Genomic DNA, 23,457 nt, shown 5'->3' with positions numbered 1-23,457 from the left:
ACGCGCTGCGCCATGACTTAGCCCAGCGAGTGAAAACCGCTGTTGAAGTAGACCATCGGCGCTGTCGCTTCGCCCGGCAGCGCAATACCCACGATACGCGCCAGCAGCACGCTGTGGGTGTTCCACTCCACCGTTTTTTCCAGCTGACAATCGAAGCTCACCAGCGCATCAGCCAGCACGGGCGCGCCCGTATTCAGGGTTTGCCATTCACCACTCTGGAAACGCTCAGCGCGTCGCGTCGGCGAGCTGAACTGCGCGCACAGGTCATCGTGCTGCTCGCGCAGAACGTTCACGGCAAAGTAGCCCGCCTGCAGAATGGCATCATGGCTTGATGCGCTGCGGTTAACGCAGACCAGCAGGCTGGGCGGTTCCGCTGCCAGCGAGCTGACCGAGGTGGCGATCAGCCCGAACTTTTCTCCGCTGGATGAGGTGGTCACCAGCGAGACACCGGCAGTGAGACGGCGCATGCCGTGACGAAATTCATCCAGCGAGATCGATTCCTGGCGAGCAAGAGAGGTAACAGACATAACAACTCCGACGTGCATGGTTTGCGATGCGCACGATTGGCAGATAGGTGAATAATTTAAGCACTTCATTGTGCAGCTCTTTCCTGTCCAAATCCTACACCACATCCGCCGCTTCGGCACCCCATCCGACACCAATGTGCAAAAGCCTCATATTCAATTGCAGCTCATGGCAATGAGATTCGCCTCGTCCTTATCTGAATTTACTGGCTATCCAGCGTAAGCCGGATGCAAACCCATGAGAAAATTCTTACAATAGCCCTGATGATTATCCGACCATTTTCACGGAGCGACAGATGGCTAGTCATTTTGTTCGTTGGGTGGTTAACCCGCCCCTCACCCCAGAGACCATGCGGGTTCCACAGGATGTGATGACCAGCGCCGGGCACCTGCCTGATAAGCGCCGCGGCCGCTTTCTTGCCGCACGCGCGCTGCTGGCCCAGCTGATGTTGCGCGTCTATGGTATTCGTGACCTGCCACCGCTGATCGCCAGCAGCAGCGGTCGCCCCTGCTTTGCCGATCCTAATCTGCCTGACTTCAGTATCTCCTATGCCGGTAACATGGTCGGCGTGCTGCTGGCGGAAGAAGGCGGGCGCGCTGGCCTGGATATGGAAATCGTTCGGGCGCATAGCCGCCAGGCGCAGGATGCCCTCACGCAGGGGCTGTCATCGGGTGAAAAGGCGTGGATTAACGCCCAGCAGGATTTTATGGAAGCGGTGACGCAGATCTGGACGCTACGCCAGAGCATCCTCAAACTGACCGGCGAAGCCAACAGCGGTATTGATGCGCTGCGGCTGCATCCGGCGGCCGGCCGGCTGCGATCCAGCGTCTATCCCGATATTCAGGCGGTGTGTGATGCCGAGCCGACGCTGGTGTGGTCCTGCGCGCTGTCGCCCGGCACTGAACGTTTACGGCTGTGGGAGATTGATGCGCAGCAGCAGTGGCAGTCGCTGCGCGATGTGGAGATGAGCAAACCCAACATCGGGCCGCGCACCCTGCGCCTCACCAGCCTGCCCGGCGAGCGTGTCGCCAGCCAGCCGGAAGTCAGGCATCCCGGATAACCAGGCCACACCCGCGGCCTGTTGCGTTTAGTGCGCGTCGATAAAAGCGATTTTCAGCACAAATAGCAGCGCCACCACCACCACGCACGGGCTGATTTCACGCCAGCGTCCGGTACCGAGTTTCATCACGCAGTAAGAGATAAAACCGAGCGCAATACCTTCGGTGATCGAGAAGCTGAACGGCATCATCGCCGCCGTGACAAACGCCGGCACCGCTTCGGTGAGATCGTCCCAGCGCACGCGCGCCAGCGAAGCCGTCATCAGTACGCCAACATAAATCAGCGCGCCAGCCGCCGCATAGGCGGGCACCATGGCAGCCAGCGGCGACAGGAACATCACCAGCAGGAACAGGATGCCGGTCACTACCGCCATCAGGCCGGTACGGCCACCAATCGCCACGCCGGATGAGCTTTCGATGTACGCCGTCACCGAAGAGGTGCCGATCAGCGAACCGGTGACGGAGCTGATGCTATCCACGTACAGCGCCTGTTTCATGCGCGGAAAAGTACCTTTCTCATCGGTCAGGCCCGCTTTATCGGTTACGCCAATCAGCGTACCGGATGAGTCAAACAGATTGACCAGCATGAAGGCGAAGATCACGCCCGCCATGCTCACGTTGAACGCGCCTTTGATATCGACCTGGCCGACCACCGAGGTGATGGCCGGCGGCGCGGCGAACAGCCCGGTAAACTTCACGTCGCCCAGCAGCAGACCGATCGCGGTGGTCACGACGATAGAAACCAGCACCGCCGCGTGGATGTTGCGCGACGCCAGAATCGCAATGATAAAGAAGCCGAGCGCGCCGAGCAGCACGTTGTGCGAGGCCAGGTTGCCGACGGTCACGATGGTGTCCGCGTTGGGCACAATAATACCGGCGTTTTTCAGCCCCATCATGGCGATGAACAGACCAATACCGGCGGTGATGCCCACGCGCAGGCTGAGCGGAATATTGGCGATCATCCAGTAGCGTACGCGCAGCAGCGTCAGGATCAGCAGCCCCAGCGCGCCCCAGAAGATCGCGCCCATGCCAACCTGCCACGAGTAGCCCATCGCACCTACCACCACAAAGGCAAAGAAGGCGTTGAGGCCCATGGCCGGTGCCAGCGCCACCGGCAGATTGGCCACCAGCCCCATCAGGATGCTGCCGAACGCAGCAATCAGGCAGGTGGTGACAAACACCGCCTGGGTGTCCATGCCTGCGGCACCAAGAATCTGCGGGTTAACGAAGACGATGTACACCATCGTCAGGAAAGTAGTGAAACCGGCAATCACTTCGGTGCGTGCGGTGGTTCCGTGTTCCTGCAGCCTGAAAATACGCTGCAAAAGGCCCTGCTCGTTCATTTCGCTGTTCCGATGAAAAATTTATCGCCGCGTATCCTATAGACTTTAGCGCCGCAAAACACTGATTTTTCGCAACCGGTTGCCTGGGGTCGCTTTCTGCGCTGAGTGCGCTAGAGTGACAGCTTATTGTTTACTAAAAGGATGAGGCGCGATGTCAGTTGAATGTATCTTTTTTGATTGCGACGGCACGCTGGTCGACAGCGAAGTGATCTGCACGCAGTCCTACGTCAACACCTTTGCCCGTTACGGTATCGAACTCTCGCTGCAGCAGATGTTTGAGCAGTACAAAGGGGTGAAGCTTTACGACATCATCCGCGATGTGACGGCACAGCATCAGGTGACGCTGCCGCTGGCTGAGGTGGAGAGTGCCTACCGCGCGGAAGTGGCGCGCCTGTTTGATCTTGATCTGCAGCCGATTGCCGGCGCCAGAGCGCTGGTGGAGCGCGTGAAGGTGCCGATGTGCGTGGTGTCGAACGGTACGGTGAAGAAGATGGAGCATTCACTGGGGCTGACCGGCATGCTGCCGTATCTGATCGGACGCCTGTATAGTGGCTATGACATTAATCACTGGAAGCCGGATCCGGAGCTGATGTATCACGCGGCGGAACAGATGCAGGTGCCGATTGAAAAGTGCATTCTGGTGGATGATTCAGAGGCTGGTGCGCGGGCTGGCATCGCCGCTGGCATACCGGTGTTTTACTACTGTGCCGATGCACACAATCCGGTGATTGATCACCCGCTGGTGACGCGTTTTGACGATATGGCGCAGCTGCCAGCGCTGTGGCGTGCACGTGGCTGGGATTTGGTCAGGTAAGTGCGCGCAGCCCCCTCATCCCAGCCTTCTCCCGCCAGCGGGAGAAGGGGCCGATCGAGCGGAATTGAACAAAAGTGCCCACCCACATACCGCACCAGACAGTTCCCTCTCCCGCAAGCGGGAGAAGGGGCCGATCGAGCGGGTGTTAAGGTGAAGCACAGGTTTGTAAAACCGCACTGAACGGTTCCCTCTCCCGTTTGCGGGAGAGGGGCCGATCGAGCGGGTGTTAAGGTGAAGCACAGGTTTGTGAAACCGCACTGAGCGGTTCCCTCTCCCGTTTGCGGGAGAGGGTTAGGGTGAGGGGAAAAATCACCCAATCGCGCCCAGCGAATCCTCATTGCCCTGGTTTTTTGGCAGCAGGAACAGCGTGGCGACGATATCCAGCAGATAAATCAGCGCCAGCAGCGTAATCGCAGCGGTGAACGAAATATGCGTGGCCAGCATGCCGATCACCAGCGGGCCGAAACCGCCGACGCCGCGGCCGAGGTTGAACAACACATTCTGCGCGGTGGCGCGCGCCTGCGGTGGGAAAGTGTCCGAGATCAGCGCGCCGTAGCCGCCAATCATGCCGTTAACAAACATCCCCATGATGGCACCGGTAAACAGCATTACCGTCGGGTCGCGCAGCTGGGCGTAAACCACCACCATCGCCACGGCGCCAAACTGGTACAGCAGGAAAATCTTCCAGCGCGCAAAGCGGTCCGCCAGCACGCCGAACAGCCAGATGCCGAACGTCATGCCCACTACCGTAACGGCCGTCCACAGGCCGGATTTGGTCAGGCTGAAGCCGAAGCTGGAAGAGAGATAACTTGGCATCCAGATCATCAGGCCGTAATAGCCAAAATTCTGCACCGAACAAAGAATCAGAATGCCGAGGCTGGCTTTGCTGGTGGCGCGATCGGCAAACAGCAGTTTAATGCGCGCGGAAAAGGAGAGCTGCGGGGCTTTTTCCACATGGCGGGTGAAGGCTTCCGGCTCGCCCATGCTGCGGCGAATCACAAACGACACCAGCGCTGGCAGCAGGCCAACCAGGAACATACCGCGCCAGCCAATCACGCTCAGCAGCGGCGGCGTGATAAAGGCCGCCAGCAATACGCCGAGCTGCCAGCCGATACCGACCCACGCCGAGGCGCGGTTACGCTTCTCCTTCGGCCAGGCTTCGGCAATCAGCGCCATGCCGATGCCAAACTCACCGCCCAGTCCCATGCCGGCCAGCGTACGATACGCCAGCAGATCCCAGTAGCCCTGCGCCACGGCGCACAGCCCGGTGAACAGTGAGAACATCAGGATCGTCACGGTCAGAATGCGGATGCGGCCATAGCGATCGCTCAGATGACCAAACACAATGCCGCCGACCACCGCGCCGATCAGCGTCCAGGTCACCAGCGAACCGGCCTGCGACGCATCCAGCGCCAGCGACACGCTGATCGCCGGCAGCATAAATCCCAGAATCAGCAGATCAAATCCATCCATGGCATAGCCGCTGACGGCAGCCACCATCGCTTTCGCCGGCGTAACGGCGGTTTTGTTGTTATTTGCAGAGGACATAAAACAGCACCTGGCAGAAAAATGTGCGCCAAGTATAAAGAGAGCGGCAGGTTGAGAACAGGCAGAAATCAAGCGCACTGCCTGTCAGCCTCAGCGCTAACAGGCAGTCATCACGTCAATCAGGAGGGTTTATTGCTGCCGTCGTCGCCCGACAGCAGTTCATCCAGCTTGTCACCGCCCACGTGTCGGAAATCCTGACCTTTCACGAAATAGAAGATAATTTCGCAGATGTTCTGGCAGCGGTCACCGATGCGCTCGATGGCGCGCGCGCAGAACAGCGCGGTGAGCACGCTGGGAATGGTGCGCGGATCTTCCATCATGTAGGTCATCAGCTGGCGCACAATACCTTCGTACTCTTTATCCACCTTTTTGTCTTCGCGGTAGATCTTGATGGCTTCGTTGAGATCCATGCGCGCGAAGGCATCCAGCACATCGTGCAGCATCTGCACGGTGTGATGCCCGAGCGACTCGAGGCTCACCAGCAGCGGCAGATGCTGCTGACCGAACTTCTCCAGCGCGGTACGGCTGATCTTCTCCGCCACGTCGCCGATGCGTTCCAGTTCCGAAATGGTTTTGATGATCGCCATCACCAGACGCAGGTCGCTGGCGGTAGGCTGACGCTTGGCGATGATGCGCACACAGGCTTCATCGATCTCCACTTCCATCATGTTGACCTTCTGGTCACCGTCGATCACCCGGCGCGCCAGTTCGCCATCCTGGTTATGCATCGCGGTGATGGCATCGGTAAGCTGCTGCTCCACCATGCCACCCATGATCATCACCTGAGTACGAATGTGCTCCAGCTCCGCGTTGAACTGACCGGAGATATGTTTGTTCAGATTTAAATTATCCATGTTTCTCTCCTGAATCAGCCGTAACGACCGGTGATGTAATCTTCTGTCTGCTTCTGCGCTGGCTTGGTAAACAGCGTGTCGGTGTCGCTGAACTCAATCAGCTCGCCCAGATACATAAACGCCGTGTGATCGGAACAGCGCGCCGCCTGCTGCATGTTATGAGTCACGATGACCACGGTGTAATCCTGCTTTAGCTCGGTGATCAGCTCTTCGATGCGTCCGGTAGAGATCGGGTCCAGCGCCGAACATGGCTCATCCAGCAGCAGCACTTCCGGGCGAATCGCGATGCCGCGCGCGATGCACAGGCGCTGCTGCTGACCGCCGGAGAGACTGTAACCGCTCTGGTGCAGCTTGTCTTTGGTTTCATTCCACAGCGCGGCTTTGCTCAGCGCCCACTGCACGCGCTCGTCCATATCGGCACGCGACAGCTTCTCAAACAGCCGCACGCCAAAGGCGATGTTGTCATAAATCGACATCGGAAACGGCGTCGGCTTCTGGAACACCATGCCGACGCGCGCGCGCAGCAGGGCAATATCCTGATGCGATGCCAGAATGTTGTCGCCATCCAGCAGAATTTCACCCTCAGCACGCTGCTCCGGATAGAGCGAGTACATTTTGTTGAAGGTGCGCAGCAGGGTGGATTTGCCGCAGCCCGACGGACCGATAAACGCCGTCACCTGGTTTTTGGCGATATCCAGATTAATGTTCTTCAGCGCGTGGAACTTACCGTAGTGGAAGTTCAGATTGCGCACCTGAATTTTACCGGCAGAAGGAGTTGCCATACTCATTGCTCATCTCTCATGTGCAGCGCCGCCGAAGCCGCGCCGGAAAATTAGTGTTTGCCTTTGGCGAAAATCACGCGCGCCACGATGTTCAGCAGCAGCACGCACAGCGTAATTATCAGCACACCCGCCCACGCCAGGCTCTGCCATTCGGCAAACGGGCTCATGGCGAATTTGAAGATGGTCACTGGCAGGTTGGCCAGCGGCTGCATCATGTCGGTGCTCCAGAACTGGTTCGACAGCGCGGTGAACAGCAGCGGTGCGGTTTCACCGGCAATGCGCGCAATCGCCAGCAGCACACCGGTAATGATGCCGGAGACCGAGGCTTTCAGCGTAATCGCCGAGATCATCTTCCACTTTGGCGTGCCCAGCGCATAAGCCGCTTCACGCATGCTGTCCGGCACCAGCCGCAGCATGTTCTCGGTGGTACGAATCACGATGGGCACCTGCAGCAGCGCCAGCGCTATCACACCGGCCCAGCCGGAGAAGTGCCGCATCTGCGCCACCACGATGGTGTACACGAACAGGCCGACCACAATTGACGGTGCGGACAGCAGGATGTCGTTAATGAAGCGAATCACTTCCGCCAGCCAGTGCTTGCGGCCATATTCTGCCAGGTAGATACCCGCCAGAATGCCCAGCGGCGTGCCAAAGAAGGTGGACCAGAAAATCAGCAGGCCGCTGCCCGCCAGGGCGTTCGCCAGACCACCGCCCGCGGTGTTGGGCGGCGGCGTGGATTCGGTAAACAACGTCCAGCTCAGGCCGTCGATCCCTTTCGTGACGGTGGTGAACAGAATCCAGATCAGCCAGAACAGGCCAAACGCCATGGTCAGCAGCGAGAGCGTCAGGGCAATTTTGTTTTTGGTGCTGCGCCACGCCTGCATTTTACGGCGCGAGGCTTCCAGCTCGGCGCGCGCCTGCATTTCAATTGCTGTCATGAACGGGCTCCTTCACTCTTCGCCAGACGCAGGATCATCAGTTTGGAGATCGCCAGAACGATAAAGGTAATCACGAACAGAATCAGGCCCAGCTCCATCAGCGCCGCCACGTGCACGCCGGATTCGGCTTCGGCGAACTCGTTCGCCAGCGCTGAGGTGATACTGTTGCCGGGCATAAACAGCGACGCGCTGTCCAGCTGGTAGGTATTACCGATGATAAAGGTGACCGCCATGGTTTCGCCCAGCGCGCGGCCGAGACCCAGCATCACGCCGCCGATCACGCCGTTTTTGGTGAACGGCAGCACGATGCGCCAGATCACTTCCCAGGTGGTACAGCCGATGCCGTAGGCCGACTCTTTCATCATCACCGGCGTCTGTTCGAACACATCGCGCATCACCGAGGCGATGTAAGGGATGATCATGATGGCGAGGATCACGCCCGCCGCCAGAATGCCGATGCCGAAGGCCGGACCGGAGAACAGCGCGCCGACGATCGGGATATTTGCCAGCACCTCGCCAACCGGCGTCTGGAAATACTCCGCGAACAGCGGAGCAAAGATAAACAGGCCCCACATGCCGTACACGATGCTGGGAATGGCCGCCAGCAGCTCAATCGCGGTACCCAGCGGACGGCGCAGCCAGTTTGGCGCCAGTTCGGTCAGAAACAGGGCGATACCGAAACTCACCGGCACCGCAATGATTAAGGCAATCAGTGAGGTTACGAGGGTGCCGTAAATCGGCACCAGCGCACCAAATTCTTCGTTTGGCGCATCCCAGGTTTTGGTCCACAGAAAGGAGAAGCCAAATTTCTGGATGCTCGGCCAGGAGGAGAAAATCAGGGAGACGATAATGCCACCCAGCAGCAGTAACACAATCAGCGCGGAGAGCTTCACCAGCGCGCCGAATATCATGTCGCCCTGCTTGCCCGGTGCTTTAAACGTCGGCTTAGTGGCAGCCATAGAATTCTCGATCTCAGAGGGTAATCAGGGCGGCAACAAGGCCGCCCATCAGGCTGGCCAGCGCGGGCGCTGGCCGGGTCATACACTTACTGGTACAGCGCTTTACCGGAACTGTCTTTGATGTTGGCTTTCCAGGCAGCACGAATCTGATTCGCTACGCTCTCTGGCAGCGCTGCGTAATCCAGCGCCGTGGCAGTTTTGCTACCGCCTTTGTACGCCCAGTCAAAGAACTTCAGCACTTCACTGCCCTTCTCCGCATTCGCCTGCTCTTTATAGATCAGGATGAAGGTGGTTGAGGTGATCGGCCATGCATCGTTGCCTTTCTGGAAGGTCAGATCCTGGGCAAAGGTTTTGCTCCAGTCAGCGCCTTTGGCGGCGTTAGCAAAGCTGGCTTCGCTCGGAGCCACTGGTTTGCCGTCGGCATCAACCAGTTTGGTGTAAGTCAGGTTGTTCTGTTTGGCGTAGGCATACTCTACGTAGCCAATCGAGCCCGGCAGACGCTGTACAAACGCGGCCACGCCGTCGTTACCTTTACCGCCCAGGCCGGTTGGCCAGTTGACGGTGTTGCCTTTACCGATTTTGCTGTTCCAGGTCTCGTTCACTTTAGACAGGTAGCTGGTGAAGACGAAAGAGGTGCCGGAACCATCCGCGCGGCGCACCACGTTGATGTTGGTGTCTGGCAGCTTCACGCCCGGGTTCAGTTTGGTGATCGCCGGATCGTTCCACTTTTTGATGGTACCGAGATAGATGTCGCCGACCGTTTTACCGTCGAGCGTCAGCTCACCGGATTTAACGCCGGGAATGTTCACCGCCAGCACCACGCCACCGATCACCGTCGGGAACTGGAACAGGCCATTTTTCTGCAGATCTTCCTCTTTCATCGGCGCATCGGACGCACCGAAATCCACGGTTTTGGCGATAATTTGCTTCACGCCACCCGAGGAACCAATACCCTGATAGTTGATTTTGCTACCGGTGGCTTGCTGATACTCTGCTGCCCACTTGGCATAAACCGGTGCCGGGAACGTCCCGCCTGCGCCTGTCAGGTCGGTGGCTGCAAAAGCAGAAACCGCGCTTACTGCGAAGGTGGCGGCGAGAATTCGGGCTACGGTGCTACGCATCAGTGTCATGTTCCCTCCAGGGGATTAAAAATCAGGCTTGACGCCGTTTTAGTAAGAGTCAGTGATTGCTGCTGGAGGCAAAATAGGACAGTTTGATGACAGTGAAATGTACGAATTGTGACAGTAATATGACAATCGCCGGCACGGCGATTGTCATCACTATAAAGGAAGCGGGTTACTGAATGGTGGCCTGCAGCAGGTAAACCTTGTCAAAGGTGCCGGCTTCGGGCGTCCCGATAGTTTGCAGTTTTGAGGCGAATACCAGCGGGCGGCCCGGTGCTGTAAAACCCAGCTGTAATCCGTCCGGCTGTTGTCCGTCCAGCGTTATTTGACTGACAATATTCTGGCCGAGATCCAGCTCGTTGGGCGCCGTAAAGGTCAGGGTGGCATCCTCGCTGCAGGTGACGTTAATGTTGACGCGCGCTTCGTTACCGTTGACGTCGTAAACGTCCATCGAACCATGGCTTAAATAATAGGGGCCGCCGAGATCGCAGCTGCCGGGGTCCGGTTCAGGATCGGGGCCGGGACCGGGACCGGCAGTTCCACATTCATTACCAAATTCCGGACGTGTCCAATAATCATGAGTAACTTCACTAATGCTAAAACAAATTTTATCAATAGGATCACTAGAATACGTGGCTATATTCGAATATCCAAGCCCCCATGATTTAATTGCCAATGCAGCTATTTCATTTACCGTGCCTTCTTTTTCGTTAATAGCTTTACTATCTACTCGAATAATATCACCATGTTTATACACTACCACCACCACAATATAAAAATAACCATGGGTGGCTTCAATATATGTATCATCGCTGCCGATAATCCCAGTAGGGGTAATATTAAAGCTACAGTACCCACTTCCTGGTTTATTATTGTTATTATTATCTGGGAAGCTATCGTAAGGACAGTACTCGCGAGGAGTAACAACAATGGGTATTTTAACACCTGCTTCCGTTCTTAACGGAAATAAAAAAACCAGAAAAAACAAACAACAAAAATTTATTTTCATTATGACTACCTAAAATCTAATGATACAGGATGGCAAAGGTGCCGGACGCCGTAAATAGCCCCCTGACGATATTTTTATTTTCGACAGCATCAGGTTCTGCGGCGATATAGCTGACAAAATCCAGCTGAGTCGTCCCCGCCTGCACGGCAAAGCTGGCCGGCTGGTTAAACGGCAGCGCCTGGCCCTGCGGCGTTTCCAGCCCGATGGCGATGCCACGCGCCTGGCTGCCGGCATCCGGCGTCAGCAGTCCGGGCAGCGCCGCGCTCTCGTTACCGCTGAAGGTGATCTCCAGTGTATTGCCGAGCGCGGGATCGCAGTTCTCGAGATGCAGGCTAAACGGCTTACCGCGCGTGCGCTGATTGAGATACAGGTATTTATCCGGCATTGCGCCGAGATCGATCTGTAGCTCTTCATCACCCGGCCGGATGGTGCAGGCTTCCTGCACCAGCGCGCCGGTGAAATGCAGGTTATCCGCCGCCTGCGCCGCTGCGTGCCCGACCAGCAGCCACAGCAGCGCCACGTTGATTAAAGGATTCATTACTGATACTCCGCCAGCAGGGTGGCGCTGGCTTCAAACGCCCCTTCCTGCAGGATGCCGTTAGGATCTTTCACCGGCACCGCCCACAGTGCTGGCGGGCGCAGCGGATCAAGGGGAATGCGCGTGTTGAGCGGCAGCGGCTTATCGTCAGCGGTCAGCCGCAGGCCCAAATCGGCCACGTTAGTTTGCAAAGCCGCGTTGTCAAAGGCAGTGGCCACGCCGTTCACCGCCAGCTGCAGCTGCATGGGCGGCGCCTCAGGATCGAGCGGCGGACACTCCAGCTGGTACTCCACCTGTTTGCGGTAGTTGACGCCGTCGATTTTGTTGACGCCGAGCTTATCGCCAAAATCAATTTCCAGCGTATTGCCGCCGCTGATGGTGCACTGCGGCGGCGGCACCAACACACCGTAAAAGCTCACCTCCTCTGCGCGCGCAGAGCAGGCGAGCAGCGCCAGCAACATTAGAAGCGTCAGCGGTTGCATATCAGATGAATTCCACTTTTAGCGTGGCGTTGCCGTTGAACGCGCCGGCCGTCAGCGTGCTGCCGGTTTTTTTCACCGGCACCGCCTGCAGTACCGGCAGCGTCGGATAGGTAAAGCTGAGCCAGGTATTGAGGCTCAGCTGGGTGCCGGAGCCGCTGCCCTGCAGCAGTTTGATCCCCAGGTTAGTATTATTGGTGGTCAGCACTTTGGTATCCCATGACGGCGCGGTGCCGCTGAACTGCATGCGCATGGTATTTTTCGGGTTATTTTTACAGTCCAGGGTAAAAGTCACCGGCTTGATATAATTGACGCCGTCAACTTCGGTAGTGACCACCTGGCTACCAAAATCCACATCGATCGGTTTGGCTCCATTCACCTCACACGAAGGGGGTTCAACCAGCGTACCGTGAAACTGAGCCTGAATATCGAACGCGTGAACCGGTAATACAAACGCGTTAAACAAGATCGCCAGCAAAATCAATTTATTCATTAGTTATCCTTTAACTGTGGTTATTGTAATTCAATTACCAGCAACGCCGTTGCAGTAAAATCCCCACTGGTTAACGTCGCACTCCTTCGCTTATAGGGCGCAGCCGTAATTTTCGGTACATCAGGATAGGTGAAACTGTACCAGCTATTATTCACCGCAAGGTTGTAATCATCAGGATCATAAAAAGCAATCCCGAGATTCGCTTTTGTAGTTGCCAGCAGGCTGGGATGAAAGCTCGAGATCGTCCCGGTAACCTGAATCCTCATACTATTACTGGGTATCTCATTACAATTCATAGTAAACGGGACCGGCTGCAGATAATTAAACCCATTTATTTCATCGATATTTACCCGGCCAAATTCAACGGTAATCGGCTGATTATTATTAATGACGCAGCCCGACCCGGCCTGAACGGTTCCACTGATTCTTATTTCGGTGGAAGCCGTCTCGGCGTGGCTGAATAAAGGCCCAGTCGCGTTCAGTGCGGCCAGCATCAGGGTCAGGCCCGTTAATTTACGCTTCATAATTTCGCCTGCTGCGCTCTGCGGTGATGAACGGCATCGTTTTCTCGTCCGCGTGATTACTGCTGGCGCTTTTCCGGCACCACACGGCAGTCGCTGGCGCAGCGGAAGGTCAGCGCCGGACGGCCACCGTAGTCGTTGATGTAGGTTAACACCGGCGCGTTGCCCAGCGCGCTGGCGCTGCCGCCCAGCTTAATGCTGCCCTTCGGCGGTACCATCAGCGGCGCAAAGCCCGCCACCGTTTTGCCTTCCTTGTGCGTCGTGGCATCAACCAGGGTAATGTAATACGGCGTCGGGTTGTGTGCCATGTAGCTATCGCCCTGACGGGTCAACGTCAGCTGTTCCTGCCACGGATTCTCCATCGCCTTACGGTCCGGCACGATTGCCGCCGGCCGGTAGAACAGCTTCACACGGGTTTGGAGCGCAATCTGCAGCACGTTGGGCTTTTCACTGCGCGGTGGGATTTCGCGCAGATTAAAGTAGTAAACGGTCTCACGATCCTGCGGCAGCTGTGCCGCCGCCGGCAGCGCCTGCACCTTCATCTGGCTCTTTTCACCCGGCTCGATGCGCTGCACCGGCGGCAGCAGCACCAGCGGGCCATTCAGCTTATTGCCCTGCTCATCTTCAATCCAGCCCTGCGCCAGATAGGGTAATTTCTCGTTCTGGTTACGAATGGTCAGGCTGACCGCCTTTTCATTACCGTTATAGATCACCCGGGTACGATCCAGCGCCACCGCGGCCAGCGCCTGCTGTGCGGTCGCCAGCGTGAGCAGCGTCGCCAGAACTGTTTTTACTGAGGTATGCATGGTTAACTTTGCCCCTTTAAAGAATTAAATTTTTTCGTCTTCCCGCAGGCACGGTAAAAGTAATCCGCTGTACAGGTCATCAGGCAGCGTGGCAGGCAGCGTGACGGAACACTGCACCTGGCCATTCCAGCTAACGTCCATCCGTTCCGCCGGATGGACACCGCTCAAATAGATGTTGCCCTGATCGTAAATGATGCCGGTTTCCTGCTTTTTACTGTTCATCACGCTGGCACCGAACGGCGGCACCGAGCCGTCTGCCAGGCGAATGATCGCCATCGCTTTAGCACCGGCAATTACGTTAAAGCGACGGTAGCCTATGGCGCCTTCAGTCAGGGTGGTTTGCACCACCGAACGGGTGGCTTCGGCGTTGTCATCCAGTTTGCCAAAGTCAATGCGGGCGCTGCTGCGGTAATAGCTGTTGACATCGCTGATCACCGCTTTACCAAAGCGGTTGGTGTATACCGGTGCACCAAAGCCGCGCACCGGCACGTCAGGCACGCCGCTGGTATCCACTAACAGTCGGGTTCCGCCCAGCATCATGTTGCGGTGCAGCGCGCCGCCTTCAGGGGTCAGCACCGCGCCGCCCTGGGCAGACACGCTCAGGCTGCTGTACTGCCCTTCCTGATAGTTGATGCTGGCGGTGGTATCAGCGATATCGCCGTGATGCGACACGTAACCGCCCATGCTGTTACCGCGCCGGCTGTGGCCTGCGCGCAGCTGATAACTGCTGTTTTCGTTAACGCGATCGTAATAACTGACGTCGTGACTGGTGTCATCGCGCTTCACATCAGCGCTGTAGCTGATATTGCTGCTGTTGCCGAACGGGAACGACAGCGAAATATAAGCGCCATCATCGGTGACTTTATTAAATTTGTTGCGATAGGCCGCCAGCGAAACGCTGACGTTTTTCAGGCGGCCAATGTCAAAGTAGCGCGACATCGACAGGCTGAAGTTATCGCTCGCCGGACGGTTCCAGTAGCTCTGATGGGTGTAACTGAGGTAAGCGGTAACACCCAAATCACGAAACGATTTGTTCAGCGTCACGGTGTACATCTCTTTGTTGCGCCCGTTACGGCGCGCATCACGCTGCGCATTGAGATAATCGCCCATGGTCATAAAGTTGCGCTGTGAGAAGCGGTAGCCGGCAAACGTCACCTGGCTGTCATACTCTTCAAACCGCTTGGAGTAGCTCAGGCGGTAGGAGCGACCGCTCTGGGTACCAGTGTGCGGCAGCTTTGCCTGCGACTGGGTGGCGTCAAACGACAGCGCGCCGAGGAACAGCAGGTCACGCCCCAGCCCCACGGAAACCGCGCCGTAGCGCGCACTGGCGATACCGCCGCCGTACAGCGACCAGCCGTTATTGATCCCCCACGAATACTCACCGGCAGCAAAGGTTGGGCCGTTAATGTGATGGCGGAAATCCGACGGTCTGCCGGTGGCTAATTTGTAGCGCACGCGTCCCGGGCGGGTTAAGTACGGCACCGACGCCGTATTGACGGTAAATTTCTGTACCGTGCCGTCCTGCTCCTCAACGCGCACGTCCAGCGTACCGTTCACCGCATCGTTAATGTCCTGAATGCGGAACGGTCCGGTGGCGACGTGCGTTTCATAAATGACACGTCCCTGCTGGCTGATCACCACTTTGGCATTGGTTTTGGCAATCCCGGTTACCTCGGGCGCATAGCCACGCAGGTTCGGTGGCAGCATATTATCGTTGGAGTTCAGGCTGACGCCGGTAAAACGGAAACTGTCAAACACGTCTGAATAGAGGTAATTCTCGCCCAGCGACAGCTGCGCACGCAGGTGCGGCAGCGCGCGATAGGCATAAAAGCGGCTCCAGTCCCAGCGGGTGTCTGACATGCCGGTAGAGTTCTGCACGTGCGACGCCTGCCAGTCGGCGCGCACGCGCCACGGCCCAACGTTAGCGCCACTGGTGCCGTTACCGCTCAGGTTGTAATATTTGCTGCCGCTGGCCTGCTGACGGCTGGCCTGGGCATACAGGTTGTAATCAAACAAAACGCCGGGCACGCCCTCATCCCAGCGCGCAGGCGGATCCCAGTCTGGCGAGCTGTATTCCAGATAAGCCTGTGGCAGGTTGATGCGCAGCGCCGAGTTACCCAGATCGCCGCGTGCTTCTGCGCCTTCCAGGCTGCTCAGGGTCAGGCACTGGCCGTTATGCCACCAGCTGAGTTTCTTTTGCGCATCCGGGCGCAACCCCCACTGTTCCACCAGCGCAGGGGTAATACAGGCTTCACTGCCGGCAGGATCATTTTCGGGAGCTAAAAAGATGATGTCCTGTTCTGGCAGTTCACTCTGGTTGAGATACACCACCATCGGGTAAGTACCCGGCAGAATATAACCTTTCTGCGAAAACTGCTGAATATTGATATTCTCGCGTTCCTTAATATCCAGCATGTCGGTGTTAAATTGCAGTTCGGCGCTCAGAGCACAATCCGGCCGGAATAGGGCAACGCTGATTAATACGCTGAGAATGTGCGCACCAGATAAGCGGAAGCGCGGGCTATTATTCGCAACCTGATGCATTAGTGATAATCCATTTTCATGCGTACTGAGCTGTAATAATCACCCGCTTCAACCAGCGCTTGATGATTATGCTGAAAGTGTACGATATAGTTCAGCGCCATACCGGAATCATCCACGGTGTGGCTGCTTAAATAGTGCTGAAGTTGATGGGATTGCGCATCATCAATGCTAAAAGCAAGGCCGCGGCTTTTGCCGCTGACATTAAATAGCCCGTCACGCTTTTCACCATCAAAAGAAATGTCAAAGTTGCGCTTATTATAATTAATCAGTGTATCGCTCAGGATACAGTTGGTCAGGCGCAGCGAAAATACCTGCGTGGCATTACGCTGATCGCGCACCACATCGGTAATTGAGGTCTGTTCAAAATCAACCGTCTGATCCTGATTACCTGCATCAATGGTACAGGCGGAAACAATGATCGCGCCGCGCATTTTTACCCGACCATTATCATTATCACTTTCAGTGGCAAATACCGGAAGAGACAACAACGCTGAACTGAGGGCAAAAGTGATAAACGCTTTCATAATTTCCGCCTGATTATATCGGGCGTGTGAATAACCACACGCCACACCCCAGCTAAGGGTGCTGAATTACTGGTAGGCCAGAGAGAAGTCAGCGATAGACTGGAATTCACCTGGATTGATGGTGGCAGAAGCACCGCCGCCCTGCAGGAAGGCTGCGAAGCTCAGGGTGTTGTTACCATCCTGTAAAGTCTGTGCATCCGTTGCCTGGCCCAGTGCGATTTTCTTACCAGAACCGTCGGTGATGGCGATGCTGGCGCCGGTAGCAGTACCGGTCATGCCCAGCAGGTCTTTGTCATACTGTGAGCTGGCACCGGTGAAAGTGGTGGTAACGGTTTTCAGCGTCGCGGTATCGCAGTTTTCCAGTTTGATCTGGAAAGGACGCGGGTTAGAGCTACCGGTTTTGTTCGCGGTTTCCAGCTGAGCTTTAGATACCTGACCCAGTTCTACAGTCTGATCAACGGTTTCAGGGGTGATTGAGCAAGGCGCATCAATAATAGAACCGGTGAAGGTTACGGTACCTGCACCATTACCTGCAGCCTGAGCGCCTGCTACTACACCAAATGCCATTACAGAAGCCAGCATGATTTTGTTCAGTTTCATTTTTATAAATTCCCGTTTAAGTAAAGTGAGTCATCAAGTTTTATTTAAATCGCAACAGCAATGCCGTTTGCTTCGGCGCCCATTTTCGATAAACGAGAAAGTTAAGCAATACACATCCCAGATCAAAAACAACTATTCACAAACTCAGAGAGCAAAAACAATTATTGACAAAATTAACAACTTAACCGCCTGTTTTTATAGTGTTTTTACAATTTGTGATTCACAACCCCACAGGAATGGAATGATGCAGATCAGTTATGAGGGCATTAATCGCGCTGGGTTTTTTCGGAATTAAGCGGGGATATGTAAATAATAATCAAATTAATATTATCGCATTGTTAATTGCAACAAAAAACAAACACAACTCACCATAACATAAAACACGACAGGTCTGTTTTGCGGGTAATAACTTTAGTTACCTAAGGTGCAATTCTGGCAAAAAGACCAAACCGGTTCTGACTACTTTTTTTTATAGATGTGTACCCGGGCAAATGGATTTCCCGGCGCTTCAGCATTTATCACAGCTATTAACTTGTGTTAATTGCCGGGCAAAAACACTATGGAGCGGTAATTTCACCAAAAGGAATCCAGATGAAAAATTACCGCGTTGCTATCGTTGATTTCAGTGGTTATATGGCACCAGCCTTATATACCTTCACCAATAGCCACTTAAAGCACTGCAAAGTGAATATCTGGCATCATCCGGTTGAATTGATCGAGCTGATTGACTACTGCCGCAAATCGCGCAATCGACCGCATGCCGTCATCTTTTATTTTTCTGATGAAGCGAAAAACTTCGCGAAAGAGAAGAACTTCATTTTAAGCTTCTCAACGGCATGCCCGAGCATCCGGGGCGTCGTCTTTACCTCGATTGATAGTTTTGTTGCACGTAAGATGAGTGAACGCACCTTTTATTCTGTCATCTCCAAGCGCGAGCCGCTGACCACCGTCAATGAGATGTTGCAGAGCAGTATTCAGGGACAAACCGCACTCAGTCCGCGCCTGGAGCAGCAATTAAATGCCGATCCGCATCAGGATGCGCTGGCCCGCAAGATATCCAGCCTTTCCCGCCGGGAGCATACGGTGATTCGCGAACTGTTAACCGGTATTTCACTGAGCAAGATCGCCTATAAACATGCTATCAATGTCAAAACGGCAGCCAGCTATAAATACTCAGCTTTCAGAAAGCTGGGAATTGAGGGCAATTCAACGCTGGCCAAAATGAAATTAGAATGGTTTTGAGAGGAACTGCACACAGCTCTTCCCGCTGTGTGCAGTAAAAACGGGCTGGTTACTGATGCTGCAATATGATGATGTTCTGGCAAAGCGCCCTGACGCGATGAATATCGCTATCACAAAGAAAATAGCTAAATGCGTTAGCTTCTATCGCATCTTCAACGTAGACCTTCTTCATCTCTTTTTTGTTTTCCAGCAGGTGATTAAACGCTTCGTTCTGGTGTATTAACGACTTAGCCTGCGCGATTTTTGTACTGTCTCTGATGATCTTTTCGCTGACGTACAACTCTACATCATTGATTAAAAAGCCTTCCCGGATGAACACCTGCTCTTCGGCAACCCAGCGGTGAAAAGGCTGACTGTCCCACAATAGCCCTAGCGTTCCCAGCAATAAAACCGTGACCAGACACAGCTTTAATTTATTACGCTGAGCGGACTGGCGATACTGCTCGCAGTTACTGTCGGGTATTGCCACCGTCACTTTCTGCGCATCCCCGACGCTGACGCGCTGCAGGGTTTCCTCGTGGCGCTGTTTATCCAGTAGCTCCACGCTGACACCATAGCTGAACTGGTAGCCCACCCGCGGCACCGTTACAATCAGGTTTTTATCCTGATGGAGCTGGGTAAAGCTTTTACGTAACAGGGCAATAACCTGATTCAGGCTGTTGTCCGACACAAAAAATCCGCGCTGGTGCCATGCTCCTTCAAGAAGCGTGCTTTTTTTAACCGGCTCTCCCTGGCTAACAAGCAGTAACTCAAGACAGCTGACGGCAGATGTCGGCAGCGTGATGTCATTTTCTGGCTGAGATATCGATTTCAGTATACCCGCTGCACTATCAAAAATGACGTCATCATTAATAAGATAGATATTCACAACAGCTCCTTTTTAAGCACGAGGCTTTATAAGAGACCCTCGCCTCCGCGTGGATATAAAGCTGGGCCATCCTATACGCGATAAGTTGCGTGAAGGAAATAAAAACAGTTGTGAATATTCCTTATTTTTTATCAAGAAAAAATTAAACCTTTACAATCATAAGGTTATTGGAAGGGTGTTTTTATGAAAAATTATCTGTACTGCGAAGGGGAATTAAAACATGAGAACAATAAACCGGTGGTAAGCGGCCTGAAAAAGGAGTTTTAGCACAGACGGTTAAATAATTATGCAACCGTCAGGTAATAAATCGTAAAGTCACTTCCTTTTATTGCAAGCCATAGTGCATGAAACATATTGCAAAAAAATGAACGCGGAAGATTTTTTTCTAAAAAAAAGCCTGCCGCTCATGCTGGCAGGCTGTGGTTTGTATTGACTGACGATGCGGCGCTTATTCCACCGTCACCGATTTCGCCAGGTTACGCGGCTGGTCGACGTCGGTGCCTTTGATCAGCGCCACGTGGTAGGAGAGCAACTGCAGCGGCACGGTGTAGAAGATTGGGGCAATTACCTCTTCAACGTGCGGCAGCGGGATGATTTTCATGCCTTCGCTGTCGCTGAAACCGGCATCCTGGTCGGCAAACACATACAGCAGACCGCCGCGCGCGCGCACCTCTTCGATGTTGGATTTCAGCTTCTCCAGCAGTTCGTTGTTTGGTGCCACCACAATCACCGGCATATCGGCATCAATCAGCGCCAGCGGACCGTGCTTCAGCTCGCCCGCCGCATAGGCTTCGGCGTGGATGTAGGAGATCTCTTTCAGCTTCAGCGCCCCTTCCATGGCAATCGGATACTGATCGCCACGGCCGAGGAACAGCGCGTGATGCTTGTCAGAGAAGCCTTCGGCGAGGTTCTCGATCACTTTATCCTGCGCCAGCATCTGTTCAATGCGGCTCGGCAACGCCTGTAGTGCATGGACGATCTCGTGCTCGGTGTCAGCGCGCATGCCGCGCAGACGGCCCAGCTTCGCCACCAGCATCAGCAGTACCGTCAGCTGAGTGGTGAACGCTTTGGTCGAGGCCACGCCGATTTCGGTGCCGGCTTTGGTCATCAGCGCCAGATCTGACTCACGCACCAGCGACGAACCCGCCACGTTGCAGATGGCCAGCGAACCGAGATAGCCCAGCTCTTTGGACAGGCGCAGCGCTGCCAGCGTATCGGCGGTTTCACCGGATTGCGACAGGGTGATCAGCAGGCTGTTTTTACGCACCGCCGATTTGCGATAGCGGAATTCGGAGGCGATCTCCACGTCACACGGGATGTTGGCCAGCGACTCAAACCAGTAACGCGACACCATGCCGGAGTTGTAGGAGGTGCCACAGGCGATGATCTGGATATGTTCCACCTGGCTCAGCAGCGTTTCCGCGTTAGCGCCCAGCTCGCTGAGATCAACAATGCCGTCATGGAAGCGGCCGGCCAGCGTGTTTTTGATGGCGTTCGGCTGTTCGTAAATCTCTTTCTGCATGTAATGGCGGTAGACGCCTTTGTCGCCGGCATCGTACTGCGCATTAGATTCGATCTCTGCGCGCTGTGCCTGGTTACCGTGGCGATCGATAATCGCCACTTCGCGGCGGGTAATTTCGGCAATATCCCCCTCTTCGAGGTAGACAAAGCGGCGGGTCACCGGCAGCAGCGCCAGCTGATCGGAAGCGATAAAGTTTTCGCCCACGCCGCGGCCAATCACCAGCGGGCTGCCGGAACGCGCAGCCACCAGCACTGACGGATCGCGGCTGTCCATGATCACCATACCATACGCCCCGCGCAGCTGCGGGATCACCCGCAGTACCACTTCGCGCAGCGTACCGCCCTGTTTCTGCTCCCAGTGCACCAGGTGTGCCACCACTTCGGTGTCGGTTTCGGAGGCAAAGCGGTAACCGCGTGCGATCATCTGCTCACGCAGCGGTTCGTGGTTCTCAATGATGCCGTTGTGCACAATAATAATATGCTCTGAGACGTGCGGATGCGCATTCGCTTCCGACGGCTCACCGTGCGTCGCCCAACGGGTGTGCGCGATGCCGGTTCCGCCAATCAGCGGCTGCTGCTCCGCCGCTTCTGCCAGATTGGCCACTTTACCCAGACGACGCAATCGCGTCATGTGGCCCTGGCGATCGACGACCGCCAGACCGGCAGAGTCATAACCGCGATACTCAAGACGACGCAGCCCTTCCAGCAGAATTTCTGCGATATCACGCTGCGCTACTGCACCAACAATTCCACACATAGTAATTTCCTGACGTCATGGCTTTCGGCCATTGCGTTGTCATCTGACCTGATTGTTCCCCGAGCCTTGTAGAGAGTGGGGAGATCCCTTCCTATTCCAGGTTGCAGGTGCGTTAGCTGCCTGAAAACCGGAATATGTCGGGTTTTTAATACCGGGCCGATCTTTGCCGGCCCTGACATTTATTTTTTCTTAACCGGACGCTGCCAGCCAGACTTCTGATTTTGCTCTTTGCGGTTATAGACCAGATCGGCAGCGGTAACGTCTTTCATCACCGTCGTGCCGGCGGCGATGGTGGCGCCCGCCGCCACGCTGACCGGAGCCACCAGCTGGGTGTCCGAGCCGACAAACACGTTGTCGCCGATAATGGTTTTAAACTTATTGGCACCGTCGTAGTTGCAGGTAATGGTGCCAGCACCGATATTTACGCCCGCGCCAATCTCCGCATCCCCGAGATAGGACAAATGGCCGGCCTTCGAGCCTTTGCCCAGCGTCGCTTTTTTCATCTCGACGAAGTTGCCGACGTGCGCCTGTTCGGCCAGTTCGCTGCCCGGACGCAGGCGCGCAAACGGCCCGACGGTGCAGGCGGCGGCCAGCGTGGCATCTTCAATCACCGAATAAGGACTGATTTCGCAGTCATCGGCAATCACGCTGTTTTTGATGATGCAGCCAGCGCCAATTTTTACCCGATGGCCCAGCGTGACGTTACCTTCAATGATCACGTTGGTATCGATATCAACATCACGACCGTGCTGCAGCGTACCGCGCAGATCGAAGCGCGCCGGATCGCGCAGCATGACGCCAGCCAGCAGCAGCTTTTCTGCCTGCTCGCGTTGATAAGTGCGCTCCAGAGTGGAAAGCTGCAGACGATTGTTCACGCCGTCGGTTTCGCTGATACGCGCCGGGTGTACTGCGTTGATCACGCGGCCTTCCTGATGCGCCATAGCGATGATATCGGTGATGTAAAATTCGCCCTGCGCATTGTGGTTGTTGAGCTGCGCCAGCCAGCGCTTCAGATCGGCACCGTTGGCAATCAGGATGCCGGTGTTGATCTCCTGAATCTTCAGCTGTTCGGCTGACGCATCTTTTTGCTCCACGATGCCGGTGATGGTGCCGTTTTCACGCACAATGCGTCCGTAGCCGGTGGGGTTATCCAGCACCACGGTGAGCAGCCCGATGCCGCCCGCGGGTTTGGCGTCGCGCAGACGCTGCAGGGTTTCCTGGGCGATCAGCGGGACATCGCCGTACAGCATCAGGATATCTTCGTCATCGGCGAAGAACGGTGCCGCCTGCTGCATGGCATGGCCGGTGCCGAGCTGTTCCGCCTGCAATACCCAGTTCAGCGGGTTATGCGCCAGTTTCTCCTGCAGCAATTCACCGCCGTGGCCGTAGACCAGATGCACCTGCTGTGCGCCGAGGCCGGTAGCGGCATCAATAACGTGTTGCACCATCGGTTTACCTGCCAGGCTGTGCAGCACCTTGGGCAGATCGGAATACATGCGGGTGCCTTTGCCAGCGGCGAGGATCACCACGCTCATTGCGCTTGTCGACATAACTATCCTGACTCAATTTAGCTTTCGAAAGTGTAAGGTTTACCCCTGAGATTACTACAT

Annotated in this window: 23 protein-coding genes; 3 read left to right on the top strand and 20 right to left on the bottom strand. The window is 55.5% G+C overall.

The window, feature by feature from the left end:
- Positions 1-17: 17 nt before the first annotated feature.
- A complete protein-coding gene (locus ABVR31_RS00270; RefSeq protein WP_031279601.1) occupies positions 18-527 on the bottom strand; it encodes a flavin reductase family protein in 510 nt (169 codons plus the stop codon).
- A gap of 293 nt (positions 528-820) precedes the next feature.
- Here ABVR31_RS00270 and ABVR31_RS00265 point away from each other — a divergent pair, with 293 nt between their 5' ends.
- Complete coding sequence (locus tag ABVR31_RS00265; protein WP_031279602.1) at positions 821-1,585, top strand: 4'-phosphopantetheinyl transferase superfamily protein; 765 nt, start codon at positions 821-823, stop codon at positions 1,583-1,585.
- Positions 1,586-1,612: 27 nt separating this feature from the next.
- On the opposite strand, the gene ABVR31_RS00260 is transcribed toward ABVR31_RS00265, so the two are convergent.
- Positions 1,613-2,926, bottom strand: coding sequence for an NCS2 family permease (locus ABVR31_RS00260; protein WP_021506921.1), 1,314 nt, complete (start codon positions 2,924-2,926; stop codon positions 1,613-1,615).
- Positions 2,927-3,077: 151 nt separating this feature from the next.
- Between ABVR31_RS00260 and yieH the strand changes: the two genes are divergently transcribed.
- The gene (yieH, locus tag ABVR31_RS00255; RefSeq protein WP_372771683.1) at positions 3,078-3,740 is read left to right on the top strand and encodes a 6-phosphogluconate phosphatase; all 663 of its coding nucleotides are present in this window, start codon (positions 3,078-3,080) and stop codon (positions 3,738-3,740) included.
- 309 nt (positions 3,741-4,049) lie between these two features.
- On the opposite strand, the gene ABVR31_RS00250 is transcribed toward yieH, so the two are convergent.
- The 15 genes from ABVR31_RS00250 to ABVR31_RS00180 all read right to left on the bottom strand — a co-directional run bounded on the left by ABVR31_RS00250 (position 4,050) and on the right by ABVR31_RS00180 (position 17,459).
- The gene (locus tag ABVR31_RS00250) at positions 4,050-5,288 is read right to left on the bottom strand and encodes an MFS transporter (protein ID WP_264441832.1); all 1,239 of its coding nucleotides are present in this window, start codon (positions 5,286-5,288) and stop codon (positions 4,050-4,052) included.
- A 119-nt stretch (positions 5,289-5,407) separates the two neighbouring features.
- Positions 5,408-6,142: a phosphate signaling complex protein PhoU gene (gene phoU / locus ABVR31_RS00245; RefSeq protein WP_021506924.1), complete on the bottom strand. Its 735-nt coding sequence runs from the start codon at positions 6,140-6,142 to the stop codon at positions 5,408-5,410.
- Between the two features lie 14 nt (positions 6,143-6,156).
- The gene (gene pstB, locus ABVR31_RS00240) at positions 6,157-6,930 is read right to left on the bottom strand and encodes a phosphate ABC transporter ATP-binding protein PstB (protein ID WP_021506925.1); all 774 of its coding nucleotides are present in this window, start codon (positions 6,928-6,930) and stop codon (positions 6,157-6,159) included.
- A gap of 44 nt (positions 6,931-6,974) precedes the next feature.
- Complete coding sequence (pstA, locus tag ABVR31_RS00235; protein ID WP_372771682.1) at positions 6,975-7,862, bottom strand: phosphate ABC transporter permease PstA; 888 nt, start codon at positions 7,860-7,862, stop codon at positions 6,975-6,977.
- A complete protein-coding gene (gene pstC / locus ABVR31_RS00230) occupies positions 7,859-8,821 on the bottom strand; it encodes a phosphate ABC transporter permease PstC (protein ID WP_058770723.1) in 963 nt (320 codons plus the stop codon). The genes pstA and pstC overlap by 4 nt, the downstream gene beginning before the upstream one ends.
- Positions 8,822-8,907: 86 nt before the next feature.
- Entirely contained in the window at positions 8,908-9,951 is a 1,044-nt protein-coding gene (gene pstS, locus ABVR31_RS00225; protein WP_127833474.1) for a phosphate ABC transporter substrate-binding protein PstS, read from the bottom strand.
- 166 nt (positions 9,952-10,117) lie between these two features.
- Positions 10,118-10,954, bottom strand: coding sequence for a hypothetical protein (locus tag ABVR31_RS00220; protein ID WP_372771681.1), 837 nt, complete (start codon positions 10,952-10,954; stop codon positions 10,118-10,120).
- 16 nt (positions 10,955-10,970) lie between these two features.
- The gene (locus ABVR31_RS00215) at positions 10,971-11,492 is read right to left on the bottom strand and encodes a fimbrial protein (protein WP_058758208.1); all 522 of its coding nucleotides are present in this window, start codon (positions 11,490-11,492) and stop codon (positions 10,971-10,973) included.
- The gene (locus ABVR31_RS00210; protein WP_072209953.1) at positions 11,492-11,974 is read right to left on the bottom strand and encodes a fimbrial protein; all 483 of its coding nucleotides are present in this window, start codon (positions 11,972-11,974) and stop codon (positions 11,492-11,494) included. Before ABVR31_RS00210 ends, ABVR31_RS00215 begins: the two co-directional genes overlap by 1 nt.
- 1 nt (position 11,975) lies before the next feature.
- Positions 11,976-12,464: a fimbrial protein gene (locus ABVR31_RS00205; RefSeq protein WP_072209954.1), complete on the bottom strand. Its 489-nt coding sequence runs from the start codon at positions 12,462-12,464 to the stop codon at positions 11,976-11,978.
- A gap of 20 nt (positions 12,465-12,484) precedes the next feature.
- Entirely contained in the window at positions 12,485-12,988 is a 504-nt protein-coding gene (locus tag ABVR31_RS00200) for a fimbrial protein (RefSeq protein WP_058758209.1), read from the bottom strand.
- A 56-nt stretch (positions 12,989-13,044) separates the two neighbouring features.
- On the bottom strand, positions 13,045-13,791 hold the full coding sequence (locus tag ABVR31_RS00195) for a fimbria/pilus periplasmic chaperone (RefSeq protein WP_058758210.1): 747 nt from the start codon (positions 13,789-13,791) through the stop codon (positions 13,045-13,047).
- Positions 13,792-13,815: 24 nt separating this feature from the next.
- Positions 13,816-16,335 (bottom strand): outer membrane usher protein, encoded by a 2,520-nt coding sequence (locus ABVR31_RS00190; protein ID WP_372771680.1) that lies wholly within the window; start codon positions 16,333-16,335, stop codon positions 13,816-13,818.
- Positions 16,335-16,859, bottom strand: coding sequence for a fimbrial protein (locus ABVR31_RS00185; protein WP_372771679.1), 525 nt, complete (start codon positions 16,857-16,859; stop codon positions 16,335-16,337). The genes ABVR31_RS00190 and ABVR31_RS00185 overlap by 1 nt, the downstream gene beginning before the upstream one ends.
- Positions 16,860-16,925: 66 nt before the next feature.
- Positions 16,926-17,459 carry a fimbrial protein gene (locus ABVR31_RS00180; RefSeq protein ID WP_058758213.1) on the bottom strand — a complete coding sequence of 178 codons (534 nt, stop codon included), beginning with the start codon at positions 17,457-17,459 and terminating at the stop codon, positions 16,926-16,928.
- A 591-nt stretch (positions 17,460-18,050) separates the two neighbouring features.
- Here ABVR31_RS00180 and ABVR31_RS00175 point away from each other — a divergent pair.
- Complete coding sequence (locus ABVR31_RS00175) at positions 18,051-18,701, top strand: LuxR C-terminal-related transcriptional regulator (RefSeq protein ID WP_058758214.1); 651 nt, start codon at positions 18,051-18,053, stop codon at positions 18,699-18,701.
- Between the two features lie 49 nt (positions 18,702-18,750).
- Here the strand turns inward: ABVR31_RS00175 and ABVR31_RS00170 are convergent, their stop codons facing one another.
- The 3 genes from ABVR31_RS00170 to glmU all read right to left on the bottom strand — a co-directional run bounded on the left by ABVR31_RS00170 (position 18,751) and on the right by glmU (position 23,397).
- Positions 18,751-19,569, bottom strand: a complete 819-nt coding sequence (locus ABVR31_RS00170) for a winged helix-turn-helix domain-containing protein (protein WP_058758215.1) — start codon at positions 19,567-19,569, stop codon at positions 18,751-18,753.
- A 448-nt stretch (positions 19,570-20,017) separates the two neighbouring features.
- Positions 20,018-21,847 (bottom strand): glutamine--fructose-6-phosphate transaminase (isomerizing), encoded by a 1,830-nt coding sequence (glmS, locus tag ABVR31_RS00165; RefSeq protein ID WP_372771678.1) that lies wholly within the window; start codon positions 21,845-21,847, stop codon positions 20,018-20,020.
- Positions 21,848-22,026: 179 nt separating this feature from the next.
- Positions 22,027-23,397 (bottom strand): bifunctional UDP-N-acetylglucosamine diphosphorylase/glucosamine-1-phosphate N-acetyltransferase GlmU, encoded by a 1,371-nt coding sequence (glmU, locus tag ABVR31_RS00160; RefSeq protein ID WP_031279605.1) that lies wholly within the window; start codon positions 23,395-23,397, stop codon positions 22,027-22,029.
- Positions 23,398-23,457: the final 60 nt, after the last annotated feature.

Source organism: Pantoea sp. WEP (assembly GCF_041678305.1).
GTDB lineage: Bacteria > Pseudomonadota > Gammaproteobacteria > Enterobacterales > Enterobacteriaceae > Pantoea > Pantoea dispersa.
Note: the sequence above shows the minus strand (reverse complement) of the source record. Positions and strands in the feature narration are given on the sequence as shown.